This window comes from Mycobacterium sp. ITM-2016-00316 (assembly GCF_002968335.2).
GTDB lineage: Bacteria > Actinomycetota > Actinomycetes > Mycobacteriales > Mycobacteriaceae > Mycobacterium.
The window spans coordinates 542,246-564,382 of record NZ_CP134398.1 but is presented as its reverse complement, the minus strand read 5'-3'; the positions used below and the strand labels follow the sequence as shown (position 1 = coordinate 564,382).

Genomic DNA, 22,137 nt, shown 5'->3' with positions numbered 1-22,137 from the left:
GTGGCGCTGGCTGCGCGCTCTTTGCGTCACTGACGTCAATATGCCCCGGCATCGGCGACACTGTTGCCATGCGCTTCAACCCCCCGCCGAACTGGCCGCCCGTTCCGCCGGGTTGGACGCCGCCCGCGGGCTGGCAGCCCGATCCGTCCTGGCCGCCGCCACCGCAGGGTTGGCCGCTGTGGGTGCCGGAGCGCACATCCGGCGGCCGCAACGGGCTCATCCTCGGCGCAGTGGGCGCCGTGCTGCTCATCGCCGTCGCCGCGGTCATCACCGTCGCCGTGACCCGCGACAAACCCGCCGGGGGCCCGATCAGCGCGCCGCCGACGAGCACCGCGGCGGCACTCTCCGATGAGGACCAGATCGAGAAGGTCGTCGCACAATTCGAACAGGCCTGGAATGGGCAGGAATACGACAACCTGCGCAACCTGATGTGCGCGGAGATGCGCGCCGACGAACAGTTCTCCCGGGCCAACTTCGCCGATATGCGTGACGGGATGGGCCAGCTCGATCTGACCGTCACGTCGATCGAGATCACCGGTAAAACCGCCGACACCGTCATCGAGAACGACGGCACCGACCCGGACGAAATCACCTTCTCCTACGAGAACGGCCAGTGGAAGTGGTGCGAACTGTGAACGACATCTGGGGTTCGGTCCTGACCGAGTTGGCGCCGCTGGCTCTCGTCATCGCGCTCTCACCGCTGTCCATCATCCCCGCGGTGCTGGCCCTGCACAGCGATCGACCGCGCCCGACCGGGCTGGCCTTCCTGGCCGGCTGGCTACTGGGGCTGGCGGCACTGGTGTCGATCTTCGTGGTCGCCTCGGGGCTGGTGGGTTCCCTGGACGAGCCGCCGGGCTGGGCGTCCTGGGTACGCATCGCCGCCGGCGCGGCGCTGATCGTGTTCGGTGGATACAAATGGGTGACCCGCGCGAAGTCCGAGCACTCACCGGCGTGGATGCGCAAGCTGAGTGGGCTGACACCGCGGCGGGCCCTGGTCACCGCCGCGGTGCTGGCGGTGGTGAACCCGAAGGTGTTGTTCATCTGTATCGCAGCGGGTTTGGCGATCAGCACCGCCGGCATCGGCGTGGCCCACGCCTGGCTGGCGATGGTCTACTTCGTGGCGATCGCGGGAAGTACGGTGATCCTGCCCGTGCTCGCCTATGTCGTCAGCGGAGAACGTCTGGTGGGCCCGCTGACACGTCTGAAGGAGTGGATGGAGCAGCAGCACGCCACCCTGATGGCCGCGATCCTGGTCGTTATCGGTGTCATGGTGCTGTACAAGGGAATTCACGGACTCGCGTAGTCCCAGTACTGCAGCCATGTGACCGAACCGAACAGCAGCAGCGTCACTGCGTAGAGCACCAGGATCACCGCCGCACCGGCCAGGCTGCTGCGCCAGCCCGCGCCGTCGACCGGGTCCAGCCACCGCCGGAACGGCTTTGAGGCCCACGGCATCAGCCACCACTGCATCGCCGCCACGCTGATCACCTGACTGAGCCACAGCGACAGCCAGGGCTCGGCACCGAGGCGATCCAGCACCGGCCCCAGGAAACGCGACAGCAGCATCACCGTCGGGTACAAGACCAGCAGCACCAGCATGACCGATTTCCAGTTGGGCGTCATGAGCATGCGGCCACCGTCGGTGCGGACGGTGGTGCCGAAGGCGGTGGTGCCGGTTACCGGGGCGAATTCCGCGGTCAGGCTCGATCGCAAGCCGGGCAGAGCATCCTCGCGTTGACGCGATGACATCCACGCCGTCAGATGCCGGTCGGTGCGGAAGCGCAGCACCGAGAGGGCCTCTCCGCCATCGACGAAAAGAACGGTGCCCTCATACCCGCTGAAGCCGTGTGCGGCCGTGGCGAGTTCGCGCTGCGACTGCAGGAAGTCGGCGGTTCTGCCGGCGACGAGTTGGTGCCGGAAGGCCGCGATACCTGCCGGCGGAGGCTCGTCGGTCGCGAGCAGTATCGCCGGGGCCGCCGGCAGCCATCCCCCGTCTCCCAGCGCGTCGGCACGGTCCAGCCACGCGTCCAACTCTGTGGTGCCGCTGAAGGTCACCGCGACAGCGGGCTCCAAGGACCTGTCGGCCACCGATACCCGGGTCCGGATACAGCCAGCAGCGGTGGCGGTCACGGTGTTCGCCCACTCCGAGAACTCACCGTTGCCGCCCGGATGGAACACCAGCACGGCGGTGACCTCGGGCGCGCTCACTCGGGCAGACCCAACTCGGCGGAGGACGCCGTCAGATAGCGGTTCACCGTCGGCCCGATCAGGGCCACCACGTCCTCAGCCGCCAGATCCGCCAGTGGTGGCACCTTCATCACATAGCGCAACAGCGCGGTACCCACCAGATTGGTGGCGGCCAGCATCGCCCGCAGCCGGGCCTGCTCGTCGCCGCCGATCACCCCGGACACCGCGGTCAGCACGTAGGTCTGCAGGAACGCGCGCAGCGCCGCGTTCGCGTCGGCATTGGACGTCGCCGACTGCAGCATCGCGATCATGCTCTCGGCGGTATCCGGGCTCTCCCATATCTGCAGGTACCTGCGGACCAGTCGGGTGCCGAGATCTCCCTCGACGGCGGTCATCGCCTCGACGAGCTGTTCGGGATCGAGCAGCAGTCGCAACGATTCGCGGAACAGATCTGCCTTGGAGCCGAACAGATACAGCACCATCGACGCGTCGACGTGGGCGTCGCGGGCGATGGCGCGCAGCGTCGTCTTCTCGTAGCCGTGCGCCGCGAAATGTTGCTTGGCCGACGCCAGCACAGCGTCCCTGGAGACCGGCTCACCCTGCCTCCTCCCCCGCTTCGGGGTTTTCTGCGCTGGTGAGGGCATATTTCGACCCTATCATTTCAATGACTGTTGAAATATTGAGCCGGCGGAGTTACGCTCGGCGGACATTAATTCAACGACGGATGAAAAGAGCGCACGATGACCGCGCACGCACCCACCCGGGCCGCCCAGCACGCCGTCCCGGAACACCAGCCCCCTGCCGCGGCCCGGGCCGCGGCCATCGTGTTCACGCTCACCGCCCTGCTGGCGGTCCTGGCGCTGGCCTTCGCACTGCCCGCTGCGAAGTCCAAACCACACGAGGTACCGATCGGGATTGCCGGACCCGCGACCGTGGCCGACATGCTCGAGCGGAGCGCCCCCGGCGCGTTCGCCGTCACCCACTACCCCGGCGCAGCCGCGCTGCGGCAGGCCGTCTTGGATCGGCAGGTGTACGGCGGCCTCGCCTTCGACGCGGGCCAACCGACCCTGTTCATCGCCACGGGCGGCAGCCCCGCGATCGCGCAGTTGCTGTCTCAGGTCGGGTCGGGCATCGCCGAGCACAACGGAATGCGGCTCGCCACCGAGGATCTCGCCCCGCCCAGTACCGATGATCCGCGCGGAGCCGGTCTTGCCGCGTCCGCGCTGCCGATCACGCTGGCCAGCATCCTGCCCGCGATGGCGCTGGTACTCGTCCTGCGTCAGCAGGTCTGGCTCCGGTTCGCCGCCGCCGTCATCTTCGCCGGCCTGATGGGCGTGACCGCCGCGGCGCTGCTGCGCTATCCGCTCGGGTCGATCGAGCAGAACTTCTGGGGTGTGGCAGGCGGATTGGCGCTCGGTATCGCGGCCGCGCTGCTGTTCGTCCTCGGGCTGGGTTCGCTGTTCGGGCGGACCGGGTTGGCCATCGGAGCCGGGCTGGCGGTGCTGGTCGGCAACCCGCTGTCGGGGCTGACCAGTGCCCCCGAGATGTTGCCCGCCGGCTGGGGAACGTTGGGCCAGCTGCTGCCCCAGGGCGCCACCGCCACCCTGTTGCGGTCGACGGCCTACTTCGGCGGCGCCGGATCCACCTCGGCGATCCTGGTGCTGAGCTGCTGGGCTCTGGCGGGCGCGGCGCTGATTGCGACCGCCGCGATCCGTCGCGCCTAAACTCGTACCCCGTGGGACTCGACGACCGCGACGCACTGCAGACGCTGCGCGCCACGGTCGACGCCGATCAGGTGATCGGCAGGATCTACACCCGCTGGTTCGCCATCGACATCTCGGCGCGTGACCTGTTCCCGCCCGATCTGACCCGCCAGCGCGCATCCTTCGGTGAGGCGCTGAGCTGGCTGTTGTCCGAGATGATCGCCCAGCGCGCCGAGGAACCTGTCGCGTTCATGGCCCAGCTCGGCCGCGATCACCGCAAGTACGGGGTCACGGCCAGGCATTACGACACCCTGGGTCAGGCGCTGCTGACCACCCTGCGCGACGAGCTCGCCGACATCTGGGACGGCCGGATCGCCGAGGCCACATCCGATTTCATCGAACTCGTGATCGGCGTGATGCGTGGCGCGGCCGACGCCGAGCAGACCCCGCCGTTCGTCGACGGGACGGTACTGGAGCACATCCGGGCCACCCGGGATGTCTCGATCGTCCGGTTACAACTGGACCGGCCGCTGTTGTATCACTCCGGGCAGTACGTGACGGTGCAGGTGCCGCAGTGGCCCCGCCGGTGGCGCTATCTCAGTCCGTCGATACCGGCCGACGAAAGCGGTGCCATCGAGTTCCACATCCGGTCCGTCAGCGGTGGGATGGTCAGCACCGCAATCGTCGGCGAAACGGCACCCGGCGACCGGTGGCGGCTGTCCGCCCCGCACGGCGGACTGCAGATCGACCGCGACGGGGAGGACGTGCTGCTGGTGGCGGGCAGCACCGGACTGGCCCCACTACGGGCGCTGATCTCCGACCTCAGCCGCTATGCCGAGAATCCGCGGGTGCATCTCTTCTTCGGCGGCCGCTACCCCTGTGATCTCTACGATCTGCGCACACTGTGGGAGATCGCCTCCACCAACCCGTGGCTGTCGGTGACGCCGGTGTCGGAGTTCTCCACCAATCCGCCGTGGGCCTCCGACTATCCCGATCACCAGCCGCCGCGTGGCCTGCATGTGCGCCAGACCGGGAGGCTGCCCGAGGTGGTGACCGGATACGGCAGCTGGGGCGACCGGCAGATCCTGATCTGCGGCGGCCCGGACATGGTCACCGCGACAAAGGCCGCGCTCATCGCGAAAGGCGCACCGCCCGAGCGCATCCAGCACGACCCGCTAGCGTGACAGCCATGGCCGAACTTCAGCGCATCACCCTGCGGGATCCCTCATCGGCGCTGACGGCCACCTTCGTGCCCGGCGCGGGCATGATCGGCACCTCCCTGGCCGATGACGGTGTCGAGTTCCTCGGCCAGCGACGCGGCCTCGACGCCTACGTCACCGCCGGGAAGACGATGGGCATCCCCATCCTCTATCCGTGGGCCAACCGGCTCAGCGGCACCGAGTACACCGTCGACGCAACGTTCGTCGACCTCGCGGGCGCGCCACGGGTACGCACGGATCCGCACGGTGCCCCCATGCACGGGGTGCTGGCCGCCTACCCCGGCTGGCAGATCACCGAGCAATCCGCCAATACCGTTGTCGCCACGCTGGATTACCGCACGCCCGAACTACTGACAGCATTTCCGTTCCCGCATGTGCTGACGCAGCGGGTCACGCTGGCCGAGCGGACGCTGACCATTGCCACCACCGTCGATCCGGTTGCCGATCGGGTTCCGCTGTGTTTCGGGTATCACCCGTATTTCACGATTCCGGATGTGCCACGCGACGAGTGGGAGCTGAGCACGCCCACCATGCGTCACCTACCGGTCGATGACCGCGGTCTCCCGACCGGAGCGCACGACCCGTGGGCCGCCGAGTCGGCGCCCCTGGGCGACCGGGTACTCGATGACGGTTTCGACGAGGTGCCCACGGGGTCGGTGTTCGCGCTGTCGGGCGGCGACCGCAGGATCGAGGTCAGGTTCGAACAGGGATATCCGGCTGCGCAGCTGTTCGCGCCCGCCGCCGACGCACTGGTGGCGATCGAGCCGATGACCGCGCCCACCGACGCACTGCGCCGCGGCGGTTACCGGGTGGCCGCCGCAGAACCGGTGACGGCGCGGTTCAGCATCCGGATCTTCTAACGCGCCCGGCGTGCGCCGGGCTTCCACAGCACCAGCGCGGTACTGGGCTTGCGCAGCTGCTCGACCTCGGCGGCCAGCTCGGCCACCCGGTTCTGCAGTGCCTCGACCTGGTTGGTCAGCTCGATGATCCGTTTGATACCAGCAAGATTGACGCCCTCGTCCTGGGACAGCCGCTGCACCTCGCGGAGCAGGTCGACATCGTGTTGTGAATAACGCCGACCTCCTCCGGAGCTGCGCTGCGGGCTGACCAGACCGAGCCGGTCGTAGGTGCGCAGGGTCTGCGCATGCATTCCGGCCAGTTCGGCGGCCACCGAGATCAGGAACGTCCGGGCGTCGTCGCTGCGGCTCATCGTGGCCCCTGGCTCTTCGCGCAAGCGCTCATCACAAATTTCCTGCCCAGCCGGCGCGCGGGTCGAATCCGCTGGCCCGTTCGGCTTTCGCGTATGCCTCGAGCGCCTCGGCGGCATCGCCTTCCAGGCTCGGCGGCACCGCCACCTTCACCGTGACGAGCAGGTCGCCGTGACCACCCGAACGCTTGGGCACGCCGCGCCCGCGCACCCGCAGGATGCGGCCGTCCGATGTGCCCTTGGGCACCCGAACCCCGACCTTGCCCTCCAGCGTCGGCACCGAAAGCGTTGCGCCCAAGGCCAACTCATGGAAGCTCACCGGAACGGTGACCGTCAGATCGTCACCGTCGCGACCGAAAACCTTGTCGGCGCGAACATGAACCGTGACGTACAGGTCTCCTGACGGGGCGCCCCGCAGCCCGGCCTCGCCCTGGCCGGCCAGCCTGATCCGCTGACCGTCCTCGACGCCCGGTGGGATCCGCACGTTGATGGTGCGGGTCCTGGTCGTGACCCCGGTGCCATGGCATTCATCGCAGGGGTGCTCGATGATCGAGCCGCTGCCCCGACATTCGGTGCACGGCTCGGAGAAGCCGAATGCACCCTGGTTCCGGTTGATGACACCCGCACCGTTACAGCCCGGGCACACCTTCGGACTGGTGCCCGGTCGTGCACCGCTGCCATGGCAGTTCGTGCACGGTGCCGGACTGGTCAGCCGCAGCGGCATCGCGACGCCCTTGGTGGCCTCCAGGAACGACAGTTCCGTTTCGGTTTCCAGGTCGTTGCCGCGCCGCGGACGGGTCGGACGCGGCTGTTGGGCACCACGGCCGAACAGACCGCCGAACAGGTCGCCGATATTGGCGCCGCCGGCCTGACCCGCCTGATCGAACAGATCACCGAGGTTGAATTCGGCTCCCTCGCCGGAGAATCCACCGAAGTTGCCGCCCGCGCCGGGCCCGCGGCGACCGAAGCCGCCGTTGGCGAACAGGCGCCGCGTCTCGTCGTACTCCTTGCGCTTGGCGTCGTCGGTGAGGACCTCCTTGGCTTCGGAGGCGGCCTTGTAACGCTCCTCTGCTACGGAGTTGCCCGGATTACGGTCCGGGTGGTTCTCGGCGAGGATCTTGCGCGCGGCGCGCTTGATCTCGTCCTTGCCGGCATCAGAGGTGACGCCCAGCTCCTTGTAGAAGTCCTTCTCGACCCACTCACGCTGAGCCATGCGTCACCTCCTCACCGGGTCAGTCTTCTGATTCTGCGGGTTGATCACTGTTCACGTCGGCATTCTCGACCGTGTCGACCACACCAACCATGGCGTGGCGGACCACCACGTCGCCCACCTTGTAGCCGCGGCGCATGACCGTGCCCACCACCGGCGACGATCCGTCGCCCTCGTGCTGGACGGCCTCGTGCAGCGAAGGGTCGAACTCCTCGCCCTCGGCGCCGAAGCTGGTCAGGCCGAGCCCTTCCAGGGTGGTGACGAGCTTCTCCGAAACCGCCTTGAGCGGTCCGGATTCCAGGTCTCCGTGGGTGCGGGCCCGATCGAGATCGTCGAGCACGCCGAGCAGTTGGGTGATGACGGCCGCCTTCGCGCGCTCGCCGGTCACCTGCTGATCGCGCAGGGCCCGCTTGCGGTAGTTGGCGAAATCGGCCTGCACCCGTTGCAGATCGGCGGTGAGCTCGGCGATCTTGTCGCCTTCCTCGGAAGGAGCGGGGTCCGCGCCCGGCGCCGATGCCGCCCCGCTGGGGGACGGCTCGGCGCTCGGGTCACGAACGTCGCCGGTTTCCGGATCGATGCGCCGTTTGTCGGTGATGGTCACCGGCTCTTCGTGCGAATCGCCCTGGCTCACTTGTTCTCCCGGTTGTCCTCGTCCTCGACGACCTCGGCGTCGACGACGTTGTCGTCGGCGGCGGCCGAACCGTCTGCACCATCAGCACGCTGCTCGGCCTGGGCGGCCTCGTAGAGCGCCTGACCGACGGCTTGGGCTTCGACGCCCAGCTTCTCCATCGCGGTCTTGATGGCCGCGATATCGGTGCCGGCCAGGGCCGTCTTGGCCTCGGCGACTGCGGAGTCGACCTTGTCCAAGGTCTCGGCGGGGACCTTGGATCCGCCTTCGACCTCGCGCTGCTCCTTGACGATCTTCTCCGTCTGGTAGACCAGCGACTCGGCCTGGTTGCGGACGTCGGCCTCTTCACGGCGCTGACGATCCTCGTCGGCGTGCGCTTCGGCGTCCTTGATCATCCGGTCGATCTCCTCCTTGGAGAGGCCGGAGCCCTCCTGGATCTTGATCGTGTTCTCCTTGCCGGTGCCCTTGTCCTTGGCGGTGACGTGCACGATGCCGTTGGCGTCGATATCGAAGGTGACCTCGATCTGCGGCACGCCGCGGGGCGCCGGCGGGATGCCGGTCAGCTCGAAGGAGCCGAGCAGCTTGTTGTGCGAGGCGATCTCGCGCTCACCCTGGAACACCTGGATCTGCACCGAGGGCTGATTGTCATCGGCCGTGGTGAAGGTCTCGCTGCGCTTGGTCGGGATGGTGGTGTTGCGCTCGATCAGCTTGGTCATCACGCCACCCTTGGTTTCGATACCGAGGGACAGCGGGGTGACGTCAAGCAGCAGAACGTCTTTCACCTCACCCTTGAGCACACCGGCCTGCAGCGCGGCACCCGCGGCGACAACCTCGTCGGGGTTGACGCCCTTGTTGGGCTCCTTGCCGCCGGTCAGTTCCTTGACCAGATCGGTGACCGCGGGCATACGCGTCGAACCGCCGACGAGCACCACGTGGTCGATCTCACCGACGGAGATACCGGCATCCTTGATCACCTGCTGGAACGGCGCACGGGTGCGGTCGAGCAGGTCCTGGGTGATGCGCTGGAACTCCGCGCGGGTCAGCTGCTCATCGAGGAACAGCGGGTTCTTGTCCGCGTCGACGGTGATGTAGGGCAGGTTGATCGAGGTGCTCTGTCCGGAGCTCAGCTCGATCTTGGCCTTCTCGGCTGCTTCGCGCAGCCGCTGCATGGCCATCTTGTCCTTGGTCAGGTCGATGCCGCTGGTGCTCTTGAACTTGTCGACGAGCCATTCGACGATCCGGTCATCCCAGTCGTCGCCACCGAGGTGGTTGTCACCGGAGGTGGCGCGGACCTCGACGACACCGTCGCCGATCTCCAGCAGCGACACGTCGAAGGTGCCACCACCGAGGTCGAAGACCAGAATGGTCTGTTCCTTCTCACCCTTGTCCAGGCCGTAGGCCAGGGCGGCCGCGGTCGGCTCGTTCACGATGCGCAGGACGTTGAGGCCGGCGATCTGGCCGGCTTCCTTGGTGGCCTGGCGCTGGGCGTCGTTGAAGTACGCGGGCACCGTGATGACGGCGTCGGCGATGTCCTCACCCAGGTAGGCCTCGGCGTCGCGCTTGAGCTTCTGCAGGATGCGCGCGCTGATCTCTTGGGGGTTGTAGTCCTTGCCGTCGATCGCGACGGTCCAGTCGGTGCCGATGTGACGCTTGACCGAACGGATGGTCCGGTCGACGTTGGTCACCGCCTGGTTCTTGGCGGGCTGGCCGACCAGCACCTCGCCGTTGCGCGCGAAAGCGACAACCGACGGAGTGGTCCGGGAGCCCTCTGAGTTGGCGACGACGACGGGGTCGCCACCTTCCAGCACTGCGACGACGGAGTTGGTGGTCCCGAGGTCGATACCGACCGCACGAGCCATAGTTAGTTCCTCCTGAATAGCTTTTACTTGGGATCTGAGTGAACCTCGCTCAAGCCTGCACCTGCAGCCGGTTGCCTGTCAAGCCAGACTTGAGTCTGTATCACTCAAGTTGTCAGTCTGGTCAACGGGGTGTTCCCCGGATTTGTTCCCGCCACCTCCCCAGAGAGCGCGCTCAGAGCACCTCGGCCAGGAATTCGCGGAGCACGCGGACGAACTCGTCGGGCCGGTCATAGGTGACGATGTGGCCGGCGTCGGCGACGGTGACGCATCGCGATCCCGGGGTCTGGGCATGGGCGTCGGCGAGTTCGGCCGCACCCACCAGCGGATCCCGGCCGCCGCGCATCCACAGGGTGGGGACACTCAGCGTCTGCAGTGCGGGCGTGAGGTCGAGGCGCATGGCGCGGGGCCCGTACGCCTCGATCTGCCAATCGTCGAGCGCCTTCTCCCCGTGCCGGTTCTTCTCCCGGGCCTCGGTGACGGCCTGCGCGACGATGCGCTCGAATCCCGGGGTGTCGGCCCCGGCCGCCAGGTTGGCGGCCATGGATGACCGAACGTAGCCGGGGCGCCGCGCCAGAATCCAGCTGCACAGCCTCAGCAGGCCAGGCATCCGCATCGTCGCCCAGGTGAGGAATTGGTACGGGCGCTTGGCGCCGATGCCACCCGGTCCGATCGCCACCAGAGCGCTCACGCGGTCCGGGTGTTCCAGCGCGAACCCGGTTGCCACCCCGCCACCCATCGACAACCCGATGAGGCCCACCCGGTCGAGCTCGATCTCGTCGAGCAATTCCATGACGAACCGGCGGTAGAAGACATCATCGAGCGTGCCGACCCAGGGCCGACTCCCGCCGTGCCGGGGCAGATCGATCACGAACACGCGGTGGTCTCGCGCCAGCTCCGGGACCACGTCATGCCAGACGCCCTGGCCGGTGTCGAGCATGGCGCCGTGCAACAGCAGCAGGGCTGGCCCGGACCGGCCCGCGCGGTACAGCCGCACCGGCCCGCCGCACGCGGTGACGTCGGCGTGGGTGTCGAAGGGCTCGGGCCCGTGACCGGTTCCGCTCTGCTGTCCCACCCTCGACAGTCTGCCTCAGGTCACCGAACTGATCAGGGCGCCGCACATCGGCATTCCGACGTCGAGGCGCCGCTGCTGGAATGTGTTGGGGGCGATGACGACCACCTGGCCCCACTTCCCGCAGGGGCTCTCGGTCTCGGCCTCCCGGTTCACGTCGCTCGCCTGTAGGTCCGCGGTGGCGATGTCCCCGGGTTGCAGGGTCAGCAGCGGCGCCGCGCTCTGCTCACGGCGCGCAGCATGCACCACCGGCAGATCCTCGTCGACGATGTCCGCGCCCGGGTAGCCCTGCAATGTGCATGCCTTCGACGTGGTGTTCTCGATGAGCAGCACCAACCGGTACTCCGAACCCTGCGACTCCAGCGGCCGGTTGTAGACCACGAGATCGGTGTCCGCACACGGTTTGGGGGTCGGGTCCGCGGGTTCGGCAGGCGACCCCGGTGAGGGCGGCGCCGTGACGGTCACGGTGACCGGCGGGGTCGCGACCACGGTCGTGGTGGGGGCGGGTGCGGTGCGGGAGGCCGTTTCGGACCCGGCGGACGGGGTGACGGGCTCCGACGTACAACCCGCGAGCAGCGCGGCCGCAATGACGGGCAGCGACAAGTTCCACATGTTCATATCGCGATCCAATGGCATCTCCGACGCTACCGATCCCAATGCGCGGCGTACACGGAAAGTGCCTCGTCGCCCGTGGCAGGGCCGTCCGTGGCCTGGAGGCGGTGTCGCACCGCTTGCGGAGTGGGTGTGGAGGTATACCGGGCGAGATCGGCTCGCCAGCGCGCCATCCGGAATTGAGGACGCGCCGGCGGCACACTTCTCGAATGCTGCATTTGAGGATCCTGGCCCCGAGTGACATGACCGACGACGTCGTGTCCGTCCTCGAGGCAGATCCGTGCGTGAGCGGTCTCGTCGTGGTCAGGGACGCCGCGATCCGGCCGCGCGGGGACCTACTGCTCGCCGATGCCCCCAGGGAGTCCGTCAATGACATCGTCGCCGGGCTGCGTGCCCTTGGCGTGCATCGTCGGGGCACCATTGAAATCCAGCGCGTCGACACCTGGTTGTCGAGCGAGGGTTTCAATGCCGAATTGAGGGCTCCGGGCAGCAGTACCGATGCCGTTGTGTGGGCCGAGGTCGCGCAACGCTCGTATGAAGAGTCCGAGCTCAACTGGACCTATCTCTGTTTCATGACGCTGGCGACCGTGATCGCGGCCATCGCCATCGTGCTGGACTCGCAGATCCTGGTCATCGGAGCGATGGTGTTGGGCCCGGAGTTCGGCGCCATCGCCGCGCTCGGTGTCGCCTTGGTGCGGCGCCGGTTCGCGCTGCTGGGGCATGCAGTCCGCACCCTGGTCCTAGGTTTCACGGCAGCCATCGCGGCCACCACCGTGTTCGCGCTGATCGGCCGGGCCCTGGGTTGGATCACCCTTGCCAACGTCGTGGGGCCCCGACCCGCCACCGACTTCATCTACAGTCCGGACAAGTGGTCGTTCATCGTGGCCTTGATCGCGGGGGCCGCCGGCGTCCTGTCGGTCACCTCGACGAAGGCCGGCGGCCTGGCGGGGGTTTTCATCTCGGTGACCACGGTGCCGGCAGCGGGCAACATCGCGTTGGGACTCGCCTTCGGCGCAGGCCATGAGGTCTGGCCCAGCGTCGTTCAGTTGCTGGTGAACCTTCTGGGCATGGCGCTGGCCGGATGGCTCACACTGGCGTTGCAGCAATTCGTCTGGTCGAGGGTGTCGTTGCGTCGCGCGAAGGCCATGAGCAGACCGCGACGCATGCTGTAGGCCGGCGACGCGGGTCGTACGTGTGCCGCCCGCCGCTGCCACACCAACACTTAGGTAACCTGCCGGGAACGACGGCGACCGCGGTCAAGGACGACCGGGGCCGCCGCTCACCCGTCGTCGTGCATGGGGGTCTATCAACTGATGTCCGAGCAGATTCCTCAACCCGGTTCCGCGGACGAGTCCGTCACCGAAATCATCGAGGCCCCCCCGACCGCCGGCACCGAGGGGATACCGGACGAACCCGCTCCCGCCGATGAGCCCGTCGAGGCCACCGTCACCGACAGGACACCGGTCAAGCGCAACGGCTTCAACCGCCGCGGATTCCGTTTCGCCACACCCCTCGGCGATATCGCCATCGCCATCCGCACCCCCAAGCAGCAACCGGTGGTGCCGAAATGGTTCGACCCACTGGGCCTCACCGACCGCGCCATCGACGCTGCCAAAACCGGCCTCAAGCTCGCCACCTGGACCGAGGAGCAGCTGGCCACCCTGGTGAAGAACCGGCTGGAGGCCCTGGATGCCGCGCCGCGCCCGCTGCAGTCCGCCGAGGCCGCACCCGAATCCACGGACTCGCTGCACACCAAGCTGGGCCGGCTGCTGGACCGCGCCCTGGACCAGAGCACCAGCGGCAGCCAGCAGGAGCTCTACCACCGACTGCTCGACCAACTCGTCGCCGATGAGGCCCGCATCGTCGGTGCACTGTCGGACGGCACATCCTCACCGCTGGTCAATGTGCACAGCCGGTCGCGCAACCAGGTCGTACTGCAGAACGCGTGCCTCATCGGACGCACCGCAAATGTCGCACTTCCCCATATGGTCCCGCAGTACGTCGATCATCTGCTATCCCTTGGACTGGTTGAGACCGGTCCGGAGGACCCGTCACGAAAAGCGGATTACGAGGTGTTGATGGCGGAGCCGATGGTGCTGAAGGCGATCAAGAGCGCATCGCGCGGGCCGTTGATCGCCCGGACCGAAAAGTTGTCGCTGAGCCTCTCGGAGCTGGGCAAGGGGCTGTGGGCGGCAGCGGTGCAGCAGGACGGTCCGTGAACGGATGACGGGCGAGGCGATCCTCGCCATCGAGTCGTGGGCTGAGATTCGGGCCGATTTCGGCGTCAACTGGTTCATCTACCTGTCCATGCCGTTCATCGCGGCGTTCGTGGGGTGGAGCACCAAGATCGTCGCGGTCGAAATGCTTTACCGCCCAATGGAATTCAAGGGTATCGGCCCATTCGGCTGGCAGGGTATCGTGCCGCGCCGGGCCGGCAAGGTGGGCTCCAAGACCATCGAGCTGCTCACCCAGAATCTGCTGAAACCCGAGGAACTGCTCGAGCGCGTCGATGCCAAGGAGGCGGTCGAGGCGCTGCGCGAACCGCTCACCGAAGCCATCGACGAGATATCCCGCGAGGTCGCCGAACAGATCCGCCCCGGCCTGTGGGACTCGCTGCCCGAAGCGGGACGGCGCGCCATCCAGAAACGGATCCAGGACGAGACACCGCGCGTCGTCGAATCGCTGATGAACGAGATGCGCTCCGATCTGTCGCGATTCGTCGATGTGCAGTACCTGGCCGTGACCACCCTGGTCCGCAACAAGGACAAGCTCAACAAGTTGATGCGCGGTATGGGTGACGACGCGATGGCGTTCGTCCGGCGCAGCGGCATCTATTTCGGACTCGTCATCGGCGTCGTCCAGATGTTCGCCTGGGCGCTGTTCCAGAATCCCTGGATCATGCCGGCCTTCGGTTTCGGCGTCGGCTTCATCAGCGACTACATCGCGTTGAACATGCTGTTCCGCCCCATCGAACCCAAGAAGTATCTCGGCTTCATCCCCTTCCAGGGCCTGCTACACGCGCAGCGGGACAAGGTCACCCGCGATTACGCCAGGATCCTGGCCGAGGACCTGTTCTCCCCCGAGATCCTGTTCGACGGGGTGCTGCGCGGCCCGGGCGCGGACAAACTGTTCGCCCTGGTCGGCAAGGAGGTCAGCGCGGCCATCGATGCCCAGACCGGCATCGCCAAGCCCCTGGTCAAGATGGCCGTCGGCACCCAGCGTTACAACGGGCTGAAGGACAACCTGGTCCAGATGGTGCTGGCGCAGCTGCCGACCACGCTGCTGGAGGCCCAGGACTATGCGATGAACGTGCTCGATCTGGAGAACACCATCATCGACAAGATGGGCCAGCTCACCAACGAGGAGTACGAGTCGATCCTGCGGCCGGTGTTCAAGGACGACGAGCCGACCATGATCGCCGTGGGCGCCATCCTCGGCGGTGTCGTCGGCGAGCTTCAGGTGGTGCTGATCGAGAACTTCGGCAACGAACCCCCGGCCGTCAATGCAATTCCGGAACTCGTCCGGATCGTGCTGCACCAGTAGCTCAGGCGGCCGAGATGCGGGACCGCACCTCGAAGTCCAGGCCCTTGGCCTCGGCCACATAGATGTCCTGCGCCATCTGATTGCCGCGCATCGTGACCTCACCACGGGGGCTGATGTAGGTCAGGCCATCCGCCGCACCGGTGAGGGCATCGATGCCCAGCGATCCGGCCCGCGACACCAGCGCGATCAACAGGGTGAGGGCTTCGTAGCAGGATTCGCCGATGCTGTTGAGGGCCGGCGCCGACAAGCCGAAGTGACCGTAGTAGCGCGATGCGAAGTCCATGCTGGCCGTGGTGTTGAGTGCTTCGAAATATCCTGCGGCCGCGAACAACCCGTCATTGCTGTCACTGCCGCTGGCCAGCAGCATGTTCTCTTCGACATGCGGGCTCAGCCGGGGAACAGCCGGGCACAGGCCGGCAGCGGCGAACTGGCGATTGAACGCCACCCCGTCGCCGCCGACCAGCAGCAGCAGCACGCCCGCCGCTCCGGTCTCCTCGACCTGGCGTATCGCCGCGCCGAAGTCCTGTGTTCCGAGCGGAACGTAGATCTCGTCCAACAGCGGCCGGCCCTGCGAGCGGGCATGCAATCGTGCGGCCACACCGGTCTGGCGGGGCCATATGTAGTCGTTGCCGATCAGCACCCACTGGTCGATGCCGTATTCGGCGTTCATCCAGTCCATCGCCGGCAGCAGCTGGCGCGAGGGCGTCTCGCCGGTGAGGAACAGCCCCGGCGTCCGTTCGCCGCCCTCGTAGAGCGGTCCGTACACGTAGGGCACCCGGTTGGCGGTGACCCGGGCGATGGCCTGCCGGACCGGCGAGATGTGCCATCCGGTGACCGCGTCGATCGCCCCGCGCTGGAGCAGCCGCTGGATCTCCGCCGCGACGACCGACGGCGCGCGGCTACCGTCCACCAACCGGAGGCGAACCTGCTTGCCCATGAGCCCGGAGGTCGCGTTCACATCGGCGATGGCCAGTTCGGCGCAGGCCTCACAGGACGGGCCATAGATGCCGGCCGACCCACTTCTGGGCACCACGAGTGCGATGTCGACGGTGGATCGGGGCCGGGCCGCACCCGCGGGCATCGATGTCACATCCATCGTTGCCTCCATTCACCCGGTCGTGCCGAGCCTTTGGCGTCATCTTCACGGGGTCCCGTTAACGCGACATTGCGTGGTTGTTCAGGAGGTGAAAAAGTTGCGATCTGGCAGCAACCCGCGGGATCAGCGGCCCGGGACCGGCAGCTCACTGGCGCGAGCGAGCGTCCTGATCAGTTGAACCGCGTTCTCCTCGCCGAACTCCTCGGCGAGGGTGGCTTTCATCGCCGCCTCTTGCCGGGCCAGCCGACGCACTTTCGACTTGCCCCTGGCCGACAGATAGATGAGCACACGTCTGCGGTCAGTGGCGTCGACGCGCCGGAGCACGAAGCCGCCGTCGACCAGCTTGTCCACGATGCGTGTCAGCGTGGGTGGCGGAATGGCCATGGCCGTTGACATTTCACTCATGGTGAAGCCCTCACCGCCGCGCAGTGCGCCGAGGACCCGCCATCCCTCGATGGTGCTGACCTCGCTGTCGAGCAGACCCTGCGACAGCGATTCGGTCCACCAGCGACCGATCCGGAAGAACACTTCGGAGACACTTTCGACGCTGGTCGAGATCGGCACTACCGCTCCTGACGTGATCGCTTCCATCGCGAACTGTTGTTGATGTGCAGCTTATCGGGGTGTCGCCGGTCACGCGGGCTGCGCGACCGGTGCCGCGCTTGAACCGAATACCCTGGCGATCAACGACCCACCCCATTCGGAGGCCACGCCGAAGCCCGCGCCGACGAACGCGGTGACGGCCGCGACAAGCGCAGGATGACCGATCCCTGCCGTGGTGATGCCGTTTCCGGTCGCGGCGATGGTGCCGACCGTCATCGCGAATCCGAACACAATCGCCGGCGTCGCCGAGATCCACGGCAGGCGTGAGGCCTGCACCATGGCCAGACTGCCGACTCCGACCGCGACCGACAGCCACAGTGCGCTGCCGGTGGCCTGTACCGAGAGCAGGGTGGCCGTGGCGATCACGATTCCGGTCCAGTTGCAGGCGACGGACTTTGCGAAACCCGTCAACCCGGATCCGACGAAGAAGAAGGACGCCCATGCCAGGAACAACACCCAGACCGGCAGCGGCCAGAGGGTCGCCGTCATCAACGTCGAGAGCATGCCGAACACCCCGACGCTCAGCGACAGAGCGGTGAGCTTGGACATCAACGATCCCTTCCCTCAGTGGTGGTGGTCATGGTCATGGTCGTGGTCGTGGTCGTTGTGCGACAGACGTTCGGACTCGATCCGACTGCGCTGCTCGATGAGATCGGCACTGACGTAGCCCTTCTCGGCGACCAGCCGGCTGAATGCCTGCCCGAACTGGCGGTAGTAGATCGACGGATCGCAGACATCGTCGACCGCGGAGGCGTCGATGACCTCGATCAGGTGCTTCTTGAAGTCGTTCCATTCGAAGCGGCCGGACTCGCACATGTGCACCACGAGTCCGAAAAGCCGTCCCTGCCAAGGTGCGTCGAAGATCAGCTCACCGTTGGATCTGGGCAGCGCGACCGGACCGCCGAGCTCGTCGAGCCCGGCGAAGTCCAGCGTGGACGCCGTCATCGCGACCCCGCAGACGAGGTGACCAGCGCGGTGCCCACCATGGAGTCCCGACTGATCAGCGGAACCAGCTCGTCGGCGGTGAGGTCCTCGGTGCCCGCCGGCCGCTGCGGGATCACCAGATAGCGGATCTCCGCGCTGCTGTCCCACACGTCGATCTTGACGTCGTCGGCCAGCGTCACCCCGAACTCGGAGAGCACACTGCGCGGCTCCTTCACCACGCGCGCACGGTATTGCGGGTACTTGAACCAGGCCGGCGGAATGCCCAGCAGCGTCCACGGGTAACACGAGCACAGGGTGCACACCACGACGTTGTGCCGCTCCGCGGTGTTCTCGACGGCCACCATGTGTTCGGTCTGCAGTCCGGTGAAGCCCATATCGGCGATCGCCGCGGTGGCATCGGACAGCAACCACTCGCGGTACTGCGGGTCGGTCCAGGCCCGAGCAACCACCTTGGCCCCGTTGACCGGGCCCATGTCGTTCTCGAACGAGGCCACCACGGCATCGACCGCCTCGTGCTCAGCCAGACCCTTTTCGACCATCAGCGACTCCAGCGCGTTGACCCGCGCCTCGACGTCGGCCATGGAAATCCAATCCATCTCGAAATACTCCTTCGTAGTCAGGCGCCGGCCGGCTCAGGTATCCCTCGAACAGGTCTGCGTAGAGATCGAACTCTTCGGTCACGGTGTCGCCCCACAGCTCGGTGGCACTGAAGCGCACCATGTAGAGCTGGTGCGGCTCCTCGACCTGCCGGTGCGCGCTGGCGGCCGGATCGCGATAGGCCCCGTACTGCTTGACCACCACTCCGGTGGCGCGATTGAGATAGCCGGGTAGGCGGTTGTGGGTGGACTCGTGGAGGTTGAGCACCCGAACGGCTGCGCCGATCTCGTACACCGGTGGGGTGGTCGCGGGGAGGTCATGCGGGGTGCCGTTCCAGATGAAATCCATCATGTTCGCGGCGAGCGGCGAGAGCGTCTCGGGTTTGGCCGGGTGCGGCGTCATCGCCGGTGCGCCCAGCTCCTTCATCCGCTGATCAACCTCTTCGTGCGAGATGATCCCCTTGTCGTTGAGCAGTTTCTCCACCGAGAACAGCCAGTGTGAGTAGTAGGTGGAGTCGGTGTAGTCACTCCACTTCATCAACTCGATTCCGTGCCGTTGTTCGTCGAGGTTGAAAACACCCTGCTGCAGCGCCATTGCCGTGACCGCGTGCATCCGTCCCTCGAACGGGTAGCGCCAGTCCGGGATACCCGGTTCCAGGAACTCGGTGGCGACGGGGCCGAGCCCGTCCCGGCCACCGACATCGTGTGGACCATGCATTGCCGATCGCACCTCCGTTTCTTTACTTGGGATCTGTAATAGTTCCACCTGGAACTATGAACACCCAACGGCCGCTGCGCAATCCGTCGGCGCAGCCGTTACAAGCACTTAACCTTCGCGTCCCGGCAGGTTAAATATGGGTTTCCAACCCAGCTCAAGGCCCCATACGAGTTGACGCGGCCATCAATCGCTTCCCACACTGTGGGCGTCACGAAATAGTTGTCAATTGGAAGTATTGGCACCCACGAGAGGAAGATCGCAGATGTCGACTGCAGATACCGGAACCAAGTCCATCGGAGTGGCGCTGCCGGACAGTGCCACGACCAGCACCGCACTGTGGCTCACGAGCACCACCGTGCTGGCGCTCATCGCCTACTACTTCCTGGGCTACGACCAGGGGGCAGTCTCGGTGTTCGGATCCGACACCCACGTGCACGAGTTCCTCCACGATGCCCGCCACCTGCTCGGCTTCCCCTGCCACTGATCGGAATCCTCATCATGGAAAAGAGAATCATCGGGCTCGGGCTGCTCGCCGGCGCGTTGGCCGGCAGTGCCTCATTTCTCTACGCCCGCGCGCAGATTGCTCCGCTGATCGCCGAGGCCATCTCCTACGAGGAGGCACGGTCGCACGCCGCGGCCGGTGCCGGTGGCGAGCACGCCCACGAGCACGAGGTGTTCTCCCGTGCTGTCCAGGAGAACATCGGGGCGGGCGTCGGCACGATCATGTTCGCGATCATCACCGGTGCCCTGTTCGCCGTGGCGGTGAGCATCGCGCTGGCGACCCTGCAGCGGCACCGGATCACCGCAGACCCACGACTGGTGGCGGTCCTGGTAGCGGCGGCGGGGTTCGTCACCGTGGCGGTGGTGCCCTGGGTCGCCTATCCGGCCAATCTTCCCGGTGTGGGACAAGCGGAGTCAGCCGGTGACCGCACCACCGCCTACCTCGCGGTGATCATCGCGTCGGTGGCACTGGCCGCGGTCGCGGGTACCGCGGCACTACGGCTGGCACCGCGGCTGGGCGGCTGGGCGGCAGCGGTCACGGGGTGCGTCGGATACCTGGCAGCGATATCAGCAGTGATCATCGCGCTGCCCTCCTTCCGTGAAACGCCCTCGGCCATCACCGATTCAGACGGCACTCTGCTCTTTCCCGGGTTCCCCGCCGACCTGCTGGCCGACTTTCGCACCGATGCGCTGATCTGCCAGGCGTTGTTGTGGTTCGTCATCGCGGGCAGCTATGCCGTGCTGCTTCCCCGTGCCGTGTCCGCAGGCCGGGCCGCGACCGTCGGAGGTGACGTGCATGCGCATCGTTGAGTTCACGCCGACCCCCGACCAGTACGTCTGGACATTCGGCGGCGCCGAACCGGTGATGGAAGTCGAGCCCGGAACCGCGCTGCGGCTGTGGACTGAGGATGCCTTCGCCGGCCGGGTCACCTCCGCCGGCGACAAGCCCAGCGAGGTGCTCAACCCGAAGGAACTCAACCCCCAGACCGGGCCATTTCATGTCACCGGAGCCGAGCCCGGTGACACTCTTGCGGTGCACATCGTGTCGCTGGAACCCGCGCGTGACTGGGCGGCGTCGACGACGATTCCGCTGTTCGGCGCCCTCACCGGCACCGATCGCACCGCCGGTCTGCAGGCCCCGCTGCCGGAGCTGACCTGGATCTACGCGGTCGACCGAGCGGCATCGTCGGCGACGTTCGTCGCCCACGAAGGCGACTTCTCCTGGGAGCTACCGCTGGCCCCGATGTTGGGCACGCTCGGCGTGGCACCGGCCCTTCGGGAGGTGCGCACCACGCTGGTGCCCGACTACTTCGGGGGCAATATGGACACCCCGGAGCTACGGGCCGGCACCACCGTCTATCTGGGGGTCAACGTCGACGGCGCGGCCTTCTCGGTGGGCGACGGCCACTACCGGCAGGGCGAGGGCGAGACCTGCGGCACCGCTCTCGAAGGAGCCATGAATGTCACGCTGATCGTCGATCTCATCAAGGGCCACGCCCCCGCCTGGCCTCGCATGGAACACGACGACGCCATCCTGACTGTGGGATCGGCACGTCCGCTCGAGGACGCGTGGCGCTGCAGCCAGGTCGAGATGGTGCGTTGGCTCAGTGAGTTGTACGGGCTGGCAACCATGGACGCCTACCAGTTGTGTGCCCAGCTCTGTCTGTCGCCATTGGCGAACGTGGTGGACGTCAACTACAGCGCGGTGACCAAGATCCACAAATCGCTGCTGCCACCGTGCAGCCCGTACCAGGCAATGCACCAGCTGATGCGACGCCGCGGCGGCGCATTGACCTAGCTGCGCTCGACGCCGACGTGCCGTCGCCGACGTCATCGACCGGTATTCGGGGTTCTGCCCGGTAGCCTCGAACTCGTGGCAGGCAGGGCGAAACGGGCAGCAGCGTGCATCGGGGCCGGTGCGATCGCGCTCACCGTGGTGCTCGCCGGATGCAGTGACAGCACCGACGGAAACCCCGTCGGTTCGGCTCCCTCGGGCACCGAACCGGACTTCCCGACGACGCGACCCAGTCGCACCACCTCGGCGACCCCGGCACCTCCGCCGTCATCGGCCACCCCCCGGCCCCCGGGCGCCGAGGCTCTCGCACCGCAGAACGGCTACGTCTACCTCGAGACGAAATCGGGGTTGACCCGCTGCCAGCTCAACGTCGAGGCGGTGAGCTGCGAGGCCGAGTTCGAGAAGTCGCCGAGCATCGACGGATTCCCGGCCAACGGCGTCAACCTCAACGCCGACGGCGCCGTCACCTGGGTATCCGGCAACCTCGGCGACATCCCGACCGTGCCATTGGACTACCGGACCTACACCGCACTGGGCTGGACCATCGAGGCATCGGAGGCCGGCACGCGTTTCACCAACGACGGCACCGGGCATGGCATGGTCGTCCGAATCGAAGGTGTGGAGACGTACTGATGGACCGTGTCG

General features: G+C 66.9%; 26 protein-coding genes. 12 read left to right on the top strand and 14 right to left on the bottom strand.

What is annotated here, in order from left to right:
* The first annotated feature begins 68 nt into the window (after nucleotides 1–68).
* Both C6A86_RS02615 and C6A86_RS02610 read left to right on the top strand, forming a co-directional pair.
* Nucleotides 69–635 carry a hypothetical protein gene (locus C6A86_RS02615; RefSeq protein WP_105364304.1) on the top strand — a complete coding sequence of 189 codons (567 nt, stop codon included), beginning with the start codon at nucleotides 69–71 and terminating at the stop codon, nucleotides 633–635.
* Nucleotides 632–1,303 carry a GAP family protein gene (locus C6A86_RS02610; protein WP_105364305.1) on the top strand — a complete coding sequence of 224 codons (672 nt, stop codon included), beginning with the start codon at nucleotides 632–634 and terminating at the stop codon, nucleotides 1,301–1,303. Before C6A86_RS02615 ends, C6A86_RS02610 begins: the two co-directional genes overlap by 4 nt.
* Here the strand turns inward: C6A86_RS02610 and C6A86_RS02605 are convergent.
* Both C6A86_RS02605 and C6A86_RS02600 read right to left on the bottom strand, forming a co-directional pair.
* A complete protein-coding gene (locus C6A86_RS02605; RefSeq protein ID WP_233213081.1) occupies nucleotides 1,288–2,208 on the bottom strand; it encodes an antibiotic biosynthesis monooxygenase in 921 nt (306 codons plus the stop codon). The genes C6A86_RS02610 and C6A86_RS02605 overlap by 16 nt on opposite strands.
* Nucleotides 2,205–2,831 carry a TetR family transcriptional regulator gene (locus tag C6A86_RS02600; protein ID WP_105364306.1) on the bottom strand — a complete coding sequence of 209 codons (627 nt, stop codon included), beginning with the start codon at nucleotides 2,829–2,831 and terminating at the stop codon, nucleotides 2,205–2,207. Before C6A86_RS02600 ends, C6A86_RS02605 begins: the two co-directional genes overlap by 4 nt.
* Before the next feature lie 96 nt (nucleotides 2,832–2,927).
* Here C6A86_RS02600 and C6A86_RS02595 point away from each other — a divergent pair, with 96 nt between their 5' ends.
* Genes C6A86_RS02595 through C6A86_RS02585 form a run of 3 tightly spaced genes read left to right on the top strand, consistent with a single transcriptional unit; the run spans nucleotide 2,928 to nucleotide 5,970 of the window.
* On the top strand, nucleotides 2,928–3,911 hold the full coding sequence (locus tag C6A86_RS02595) for a hypothetical protein (protein ID WP_105364307.1): 984 nt from the start codon (nucleotides 2,928–2,930) through the stop codon (nucleotides 3,909–3,911).
* A gap of 11 nt (nucleotides 3,912–3,922) precedes the next feature.
* Nucleotides 3,923–5,074: an FAD-binding oxidoreductase gene (locus tag C6A86_RS02590; RefSeq protein WP_105364308.1), complete on the top strand. Its 1,152-nt coding sequence runs from the start codon at nucleotides 3,923–3,925 to the stop codon at nucleotides 5,072–5,074.
* A gap of 5 nt (nucleotides 5,075–5,079) precedes the next feature.
* Nucleotides 5,080–5,970, top strand: coding sequence for an aldose 1-epimerase (locus C6A86_RS02585; protein WP_105364309.1), 891 nt, complete (start codon nucleotides 5,080–5,082; stop codon nucleotides 5,968–5,970).
* Here C6A86_RS02585 and C6A86_RS02580 read toward each other — a convergent pair.
* The 6 genes from C6A86_RS02580 to C6A86_RS02555 all read right to left on the bottom strand — a co-directional run bounded on the left by C6A86_RS02580 (nucleotide 5,967) and on the right by C6A86_RS02555 (nucleotide 11,701).
* Nucleotides 5,967–6,320, bottom strand: a complete 354-nt coding sequence (locus C6A86_RS02580) for a heat shock protein transcriptional repressor HspR (RefSeq protein ID WP_105364310.1) — start codon at nucleotides 6,318–6,320, stop codon at nucleotides 5,967–5,969. The genes C6A86_RS02585 and C6A86_RS02580 overlap by 4 nt on opposite strands.
* Nucleotides 6,321–6,351: 31 nt before the next feature.
* Complete coding sequence (dnaJ, locus tag C6A86_RS02575) at nucleotides 6,352–7,530, bottom strand: molecular chaperone DnaJ (RefSeq protein ID WP_105364311.1); 1,179 nt, start codon at nucleotides 7,528–7,530, stop codon at nucleotides 6,352–6,354.
* A 19-nt stretch (nucleotides 7,531–7,549) separates the two neighbouring features.
* Nucleotides 7,550–8,158: a nucleotide exchange factor GrpE gene (grpE, locus tag C6A86_RS02570; RefSeq protein ID WP_105364312.1), complete on the bottom strand. Its 609-nt coding sequence runs from the start codon at nucleotides 8,156–8,158 to the stop codon at nucleotides 7,550–7,552.
* Entirely contained in the window at nucleotides 8,155–10,014 is a 1,860-nt protein-coding gene (gene dnaK, locus C6A86_RS02565) for a molecular chaperone DnaK (protein ID WP_311101018.1), read from the bottom strand. The genes grpE and dnaK overlap by 4 nt, the downstream gene beginning before the upstream one ends.
* A gap of 172 nt (nucleotides 10,015–10,186) precedes the next feature.
* Entirely contained in the window at nucleotides 10,187–11,086 is a 900-nt protein-coding gene (locus C6A86_RS02560) for an alpha/beta fold hydrolase (protein WP_105364690.1), read from the bottom strand.
* A gap of 15 nt (nucleotides 11,087–11,101) precedes the next feature.
* Complete coding sequence (locus tag C6A86_RS02555; RefSeq protein ID WP_158263296.1) at nucleotides 11,102–11,701, bottom strand: DUF4232 domain-containing protein; 600 nt, start codon at nucleotides 11,699–11,701, stop codon at nucleotides 11,102–11,104.
* Between the two features lie 203 nt (nucleotides 11,702–11,904).
* On the opposite strand from C6A86_RS02555, the gene C6A86_RS02550 reads away from it, so the two are divergent.
* From C6A86_RS02550 to C6A86_RS02540, 3 genes are all read left to right on the top strand, one after another.
* Nucleotides 11,905–12,867: a DUF389 domain-containing protein gene (locus C6A86_RS02550; protein WP_105364688.1), complete on the top strand. Its 963-nt coding sequence runs from the start codon at nucleotides 11,905–11,907 to the stop codon at nucleotides 12,865–12,867.
* Nucleotides 12,868–13,008: 141 nt separating this feature from the next.
* The gene (locus C6A86_RS02545; RefSeq protein WP_311101017.1) at nucleotides 13,009–13,914 is read left to right on the top strand and encodes an Abi-alpha family protein; all 906 of its coding nucleotides are present in this window, start codon (nucleotides 13,009–13,011) and stop codon (nucleotides 13,912–13,914) included.
* Between the two features lie 4 nt (nucleotides 13,915–13,918).
* A complete protein-coding gene (locus C6A86_RS02540; RefSeq protein ID WP_105364687.1) occupies nucleotides 13,919–15,238 on the top strand; it encodes a DUF445 family protein in 1,320 nt (439 codons plus the stop codon).
* Nucleotide 15,239: 1 nt separating this feature from the next.
* Here the strand turns inward: C6A86_RS02540 and C6A86_RS02535 are convergent, their stop codons facing one another.
* The 6 genes from C6A86_RS02535 to nthB all read right to left on the bottom strand — a co-directional run bounded on the left by C6A86_RS02535 (nucleotide 15,240) and on the right by nthB (nucleotide 19,196).
* Entirely contained in the window at nucleotides 15,240–16,334 is a 1,095-nt protein-coding gene (locus C6A86_RS02535) for a substrate-binding domain-containing protein (protein WP_233213116.1), read from the bottom strand.
* Nucleotides 16,335–16,457: 123 nt separating this feature from the next.
* Nucleotides 16,458–16,898 (bottom strand): MarR family winged helix-turn-helix transcriptional regulator, encoded by a 441-nt coding sequence (locus tag C6A86_RS02530; RefSeq protein WP_233213115.1) that lies wholly within the window; start codon nucleotides 16,896–16,898, stop codon nucleotides 16,458–16,460.
* Between the two features lie 69 nt (nucleotides 16,899–16,967).
* Nucleotides 16,968–17,486 carry a DUF1097 domain-containing protein gene (locus C6A86_RS02525; RefSeq protein WP_105364685.1) on the bottom strand — a complete coding sequence of 173 codons (519 nt, stop codon included), beginning with the start codon at nucleotides 17,484–17,486 and terminating at the stop codon, nucleotides 16,968–16,970.
* A gap of 15 nt (nucleotides 17,487–17,501) precedes the next feature.
* Nucleotides 17,502–17,882: a nitrile hydratase accessory protein gene (locus tag C6A86_RS02520; RefSeq protein ID WP_105364684.1), complete on the bottom strand. Its 381-nt coding sequence runs from the start codon at nucleotides 17,880–17,882 to the stop codon at nucleotides 17,502–17,504.
* Nucleotides 17,879–18,478 (bottom strand): nitrile hydratase subunit alpha, encoded by a 600-nt coding sequence (gene nthA / locus C6A86_RS02515; RefSeq protein ID WP_105364683.1) that lies wholly within the window; start codon nucleotides 18,476–18,478, stop codon nucleotides 17,879–17,881. The genes C6A86_RS02520 and nthA overlap by 4 nt, the downstream gene beginning before the upstream one ends.
* The gene (gene nthB / locus C6A86_RS02510; protein ID WP_311101016.1) at nucleotides 18,399–19,196 is read right to left on the bottom strand and encodes a nitrile hydratase subunit beta; all 798 of its coding nucleotides are present in this window, start codon (nucleotides 19,194–19,196) and stop codon (nucleotides 18,399–18,401) included. Before nthB ends, nthA begins: the two co-directional genes overlap by 80 nt.
* Nucleotides 19,197–19,458: 262 nt before the next feature.
* Between nthB and C6A86_RS02505 the strand changes: the two genes are divergently transcribed.
* From C6A86_RS02505 to C6A86_RS02490, 4 genes are all read left to right on the top strand, one after another.
* A complete protein-coding gene (locus C6A86_RS02505; RefSeq protein WP_105364681.1) occupies nucleotides 19,459–19,680 on the top strand; it encodes a CbtB domain-containing protein in 222 nt (73 codons plus the stop codon).
* Nucleotides 19,681–19,694: 14 nt separating this feature from the next.
* The gene (locus C6A86_RS02500; protein ID WP_105364680.1) at nucleotides 19,695–20,507 is read left to right on the top strand and encodes a CbtA family protein; all 813 of its coding nucleotides are present in this window, start codon (nucleotides 19,695–19,697) and stop codon (nucleotides 20,505–20,507) included.
* Nucleotides 20,494–21,495 carry an acetamidase/formamidase family protein gene (locus C6A86_RS02495; protein ID WP_105364679.1) on the top strand — a complete coding sequence of 334 codons (1,002 nt, stop codon included), beginning with the start codon at nucleotides 20,494–20,496 and terminating at the stop codon, nucleotides 21,493–21,495. The genes C6A86_RS02500 and C6A86_RS02495 overlap by 14 nt, the downstream gene beginning before the upstream one ends.
* Nucleotides 21,496–21,570: 75 nt before the next feature.
* Nucleotides 21,571–22,125 carry a hypothetical protein gene (locus C6A86_RS02490; RefSeq protein ID WP_105364678.1) on the top strand — a complete coding sequence of 185 codons (555 nt, stop codon included), beginning with the start codon at nucleotides 21,571–21,573 and terminating at the stop codon, nucleotides 22,123–22,125.
* The last annotated feature ends 12 nt before the right edge of the window (nucleotides 22,126–22,137 follow it).

What these genes read in the sequence shown, in the direction of transcription:
- C6A86_RS02540 (WP_105364687.1), top strand. Translation starts at nt 13,919, where the DNA reads ATGACGGGCGAGGCGATCCTCGCCATCGAGTCGTGGGCTGAGATTCGG.
- C6A86_RS02505 (WP_105364681.1), top strand. Translation starts at nt 19,459, where the DNA reads ATGTCGACTGCAGATACCGGAACCAAGTCCATCGGAGTGGCGCTGCCG.
- C6A86_RS02535 (WP_233213116.1), bottom strand. Translation starts at nt 16,334, where the DNA reads ATGGATGTGACATCGATGCCCGCGGGTGCGGCCCGGCCCCGATCCACC.
- C6A86_RS02495 (WP_105364679.1), top strand. Translation starts at nt 20,494, where the DNA reads ATGCGCATCGTTGAGTTCACGCCGACCCCCGACCAGTACGTCTGGACA.
- C6A86_RS02520 (WP_105364684.1), bottom strand. Translation starts at nt 17,882, where the DNA reads ATGACGGCGTCCACGCTGGACTTCGCCGGGCTCGACGAGCTCGGCGGT.
- C6A86_RS02500 (WP_105364680.1), top strand. Translation starts at nt 19,695, where the DNA reads ATGGAAAAGAGAATCATCGGGCTCGGGCTGCTCGCCGGCGCGTTGGCC.
- nthA (WP_105364683.1), bottom strand. Translation starts at nt 18,478, where the DNA reads ATGGATTGGATTTCCATGGCCGACGTCGAGGCGCGGGTCAACGCGCTG.
- nthB (WP_311101016.1), bottom strand. Translation starts at nt 19,196, where the DNA reads ATGCATGGTCCACACGATGTCGGTGGCCGGGACGGGCTCGGCCCCGTC.
- C6A86_RS02600 (WP_105364306.1), bottom strand. Translation starts at nt 2,831, where the DNA reads ATGCCCTCACCAGCGCAGAAAACCCCGAAGCGGGGGAGGAGGCAGGGT.
- C6A86_RS02595 (WP_105364307.1), top strand. Translation starts at nt 2,928, where the DNA reads ATGACCGCGCACGCACCCACCCGGGCCGCCCAGCACGCCGTCCCGGAA.
- dnaK (WP_311101018.1), bottom strand. Translation starts at nt 10,014, where the DNA reads ATGGCTCGTGCGGTCGGTATCGACCTCGGGACCACCAACTCCGTCGTC.
- C6A86_RS02555 (WP_158263296.1), bottom strand. Translation starts at nt 11,701, where the DNA reads ATGAACATGTGGAACTTGTCGCTGCCCGTCATTGCGGCCGCGCTGCTC.
- C6A86_RS02585 (WP_105364309.1), top strand. Translation starts at nt 5,080, where the DNA reads ATGGCCGAACTTCAGCGCATCACCCTGCGGGATCCCTCATCGGCGCTG.
- dnaJ (WP_105364311.1), bottom strand. Translation starts at nt 7,530, where the DNA reads ATGGCTCAGCGTGAGTGGGTCGAGAAGGACTTCTACAAGGAGCTGGGC.
- C6A86_RS02545 (WP_311101017.1), top strand. Translation starts at nt 13,009, where the DNA reads ATGTCCGAGCAGATTCCTCAACCCGGTTCCGCGGACGAGTCCGTCACC.
- C6A86_RS02525 (WP_105364685.1), bottom strand. Translation starts at nt 17,486, where the DNA reads ATGTCCAAGCTCACCGCTCTGTCGCTGAGCGTCGGGGTGTTCGGCATG.
- C6A86_RS02615 (WP_105364304.1), top strand. Translation starts at nt 69, where the DNA reads ATGCGCTTCAACCCCCCGCCGAACTGGCCGCCCGTTCCGCCGGGTTGG.
- C6A86_RS02580 (WP_105364310.1), bottom strand. Translation starts at nt 6,320, where the DNA reads ATGAGCCGCAGCGACGACGCCCGGACGTTCCTGATCTCGGTGGCCGCC.
- C6A86_RS02550 (WP_105364688.1), top strand. Translation starts at nt 11,905, where the DNA reads ATGCTGCATTTGAGGATCCTGGCCCCGAGTGACATGACCGACGACGTC.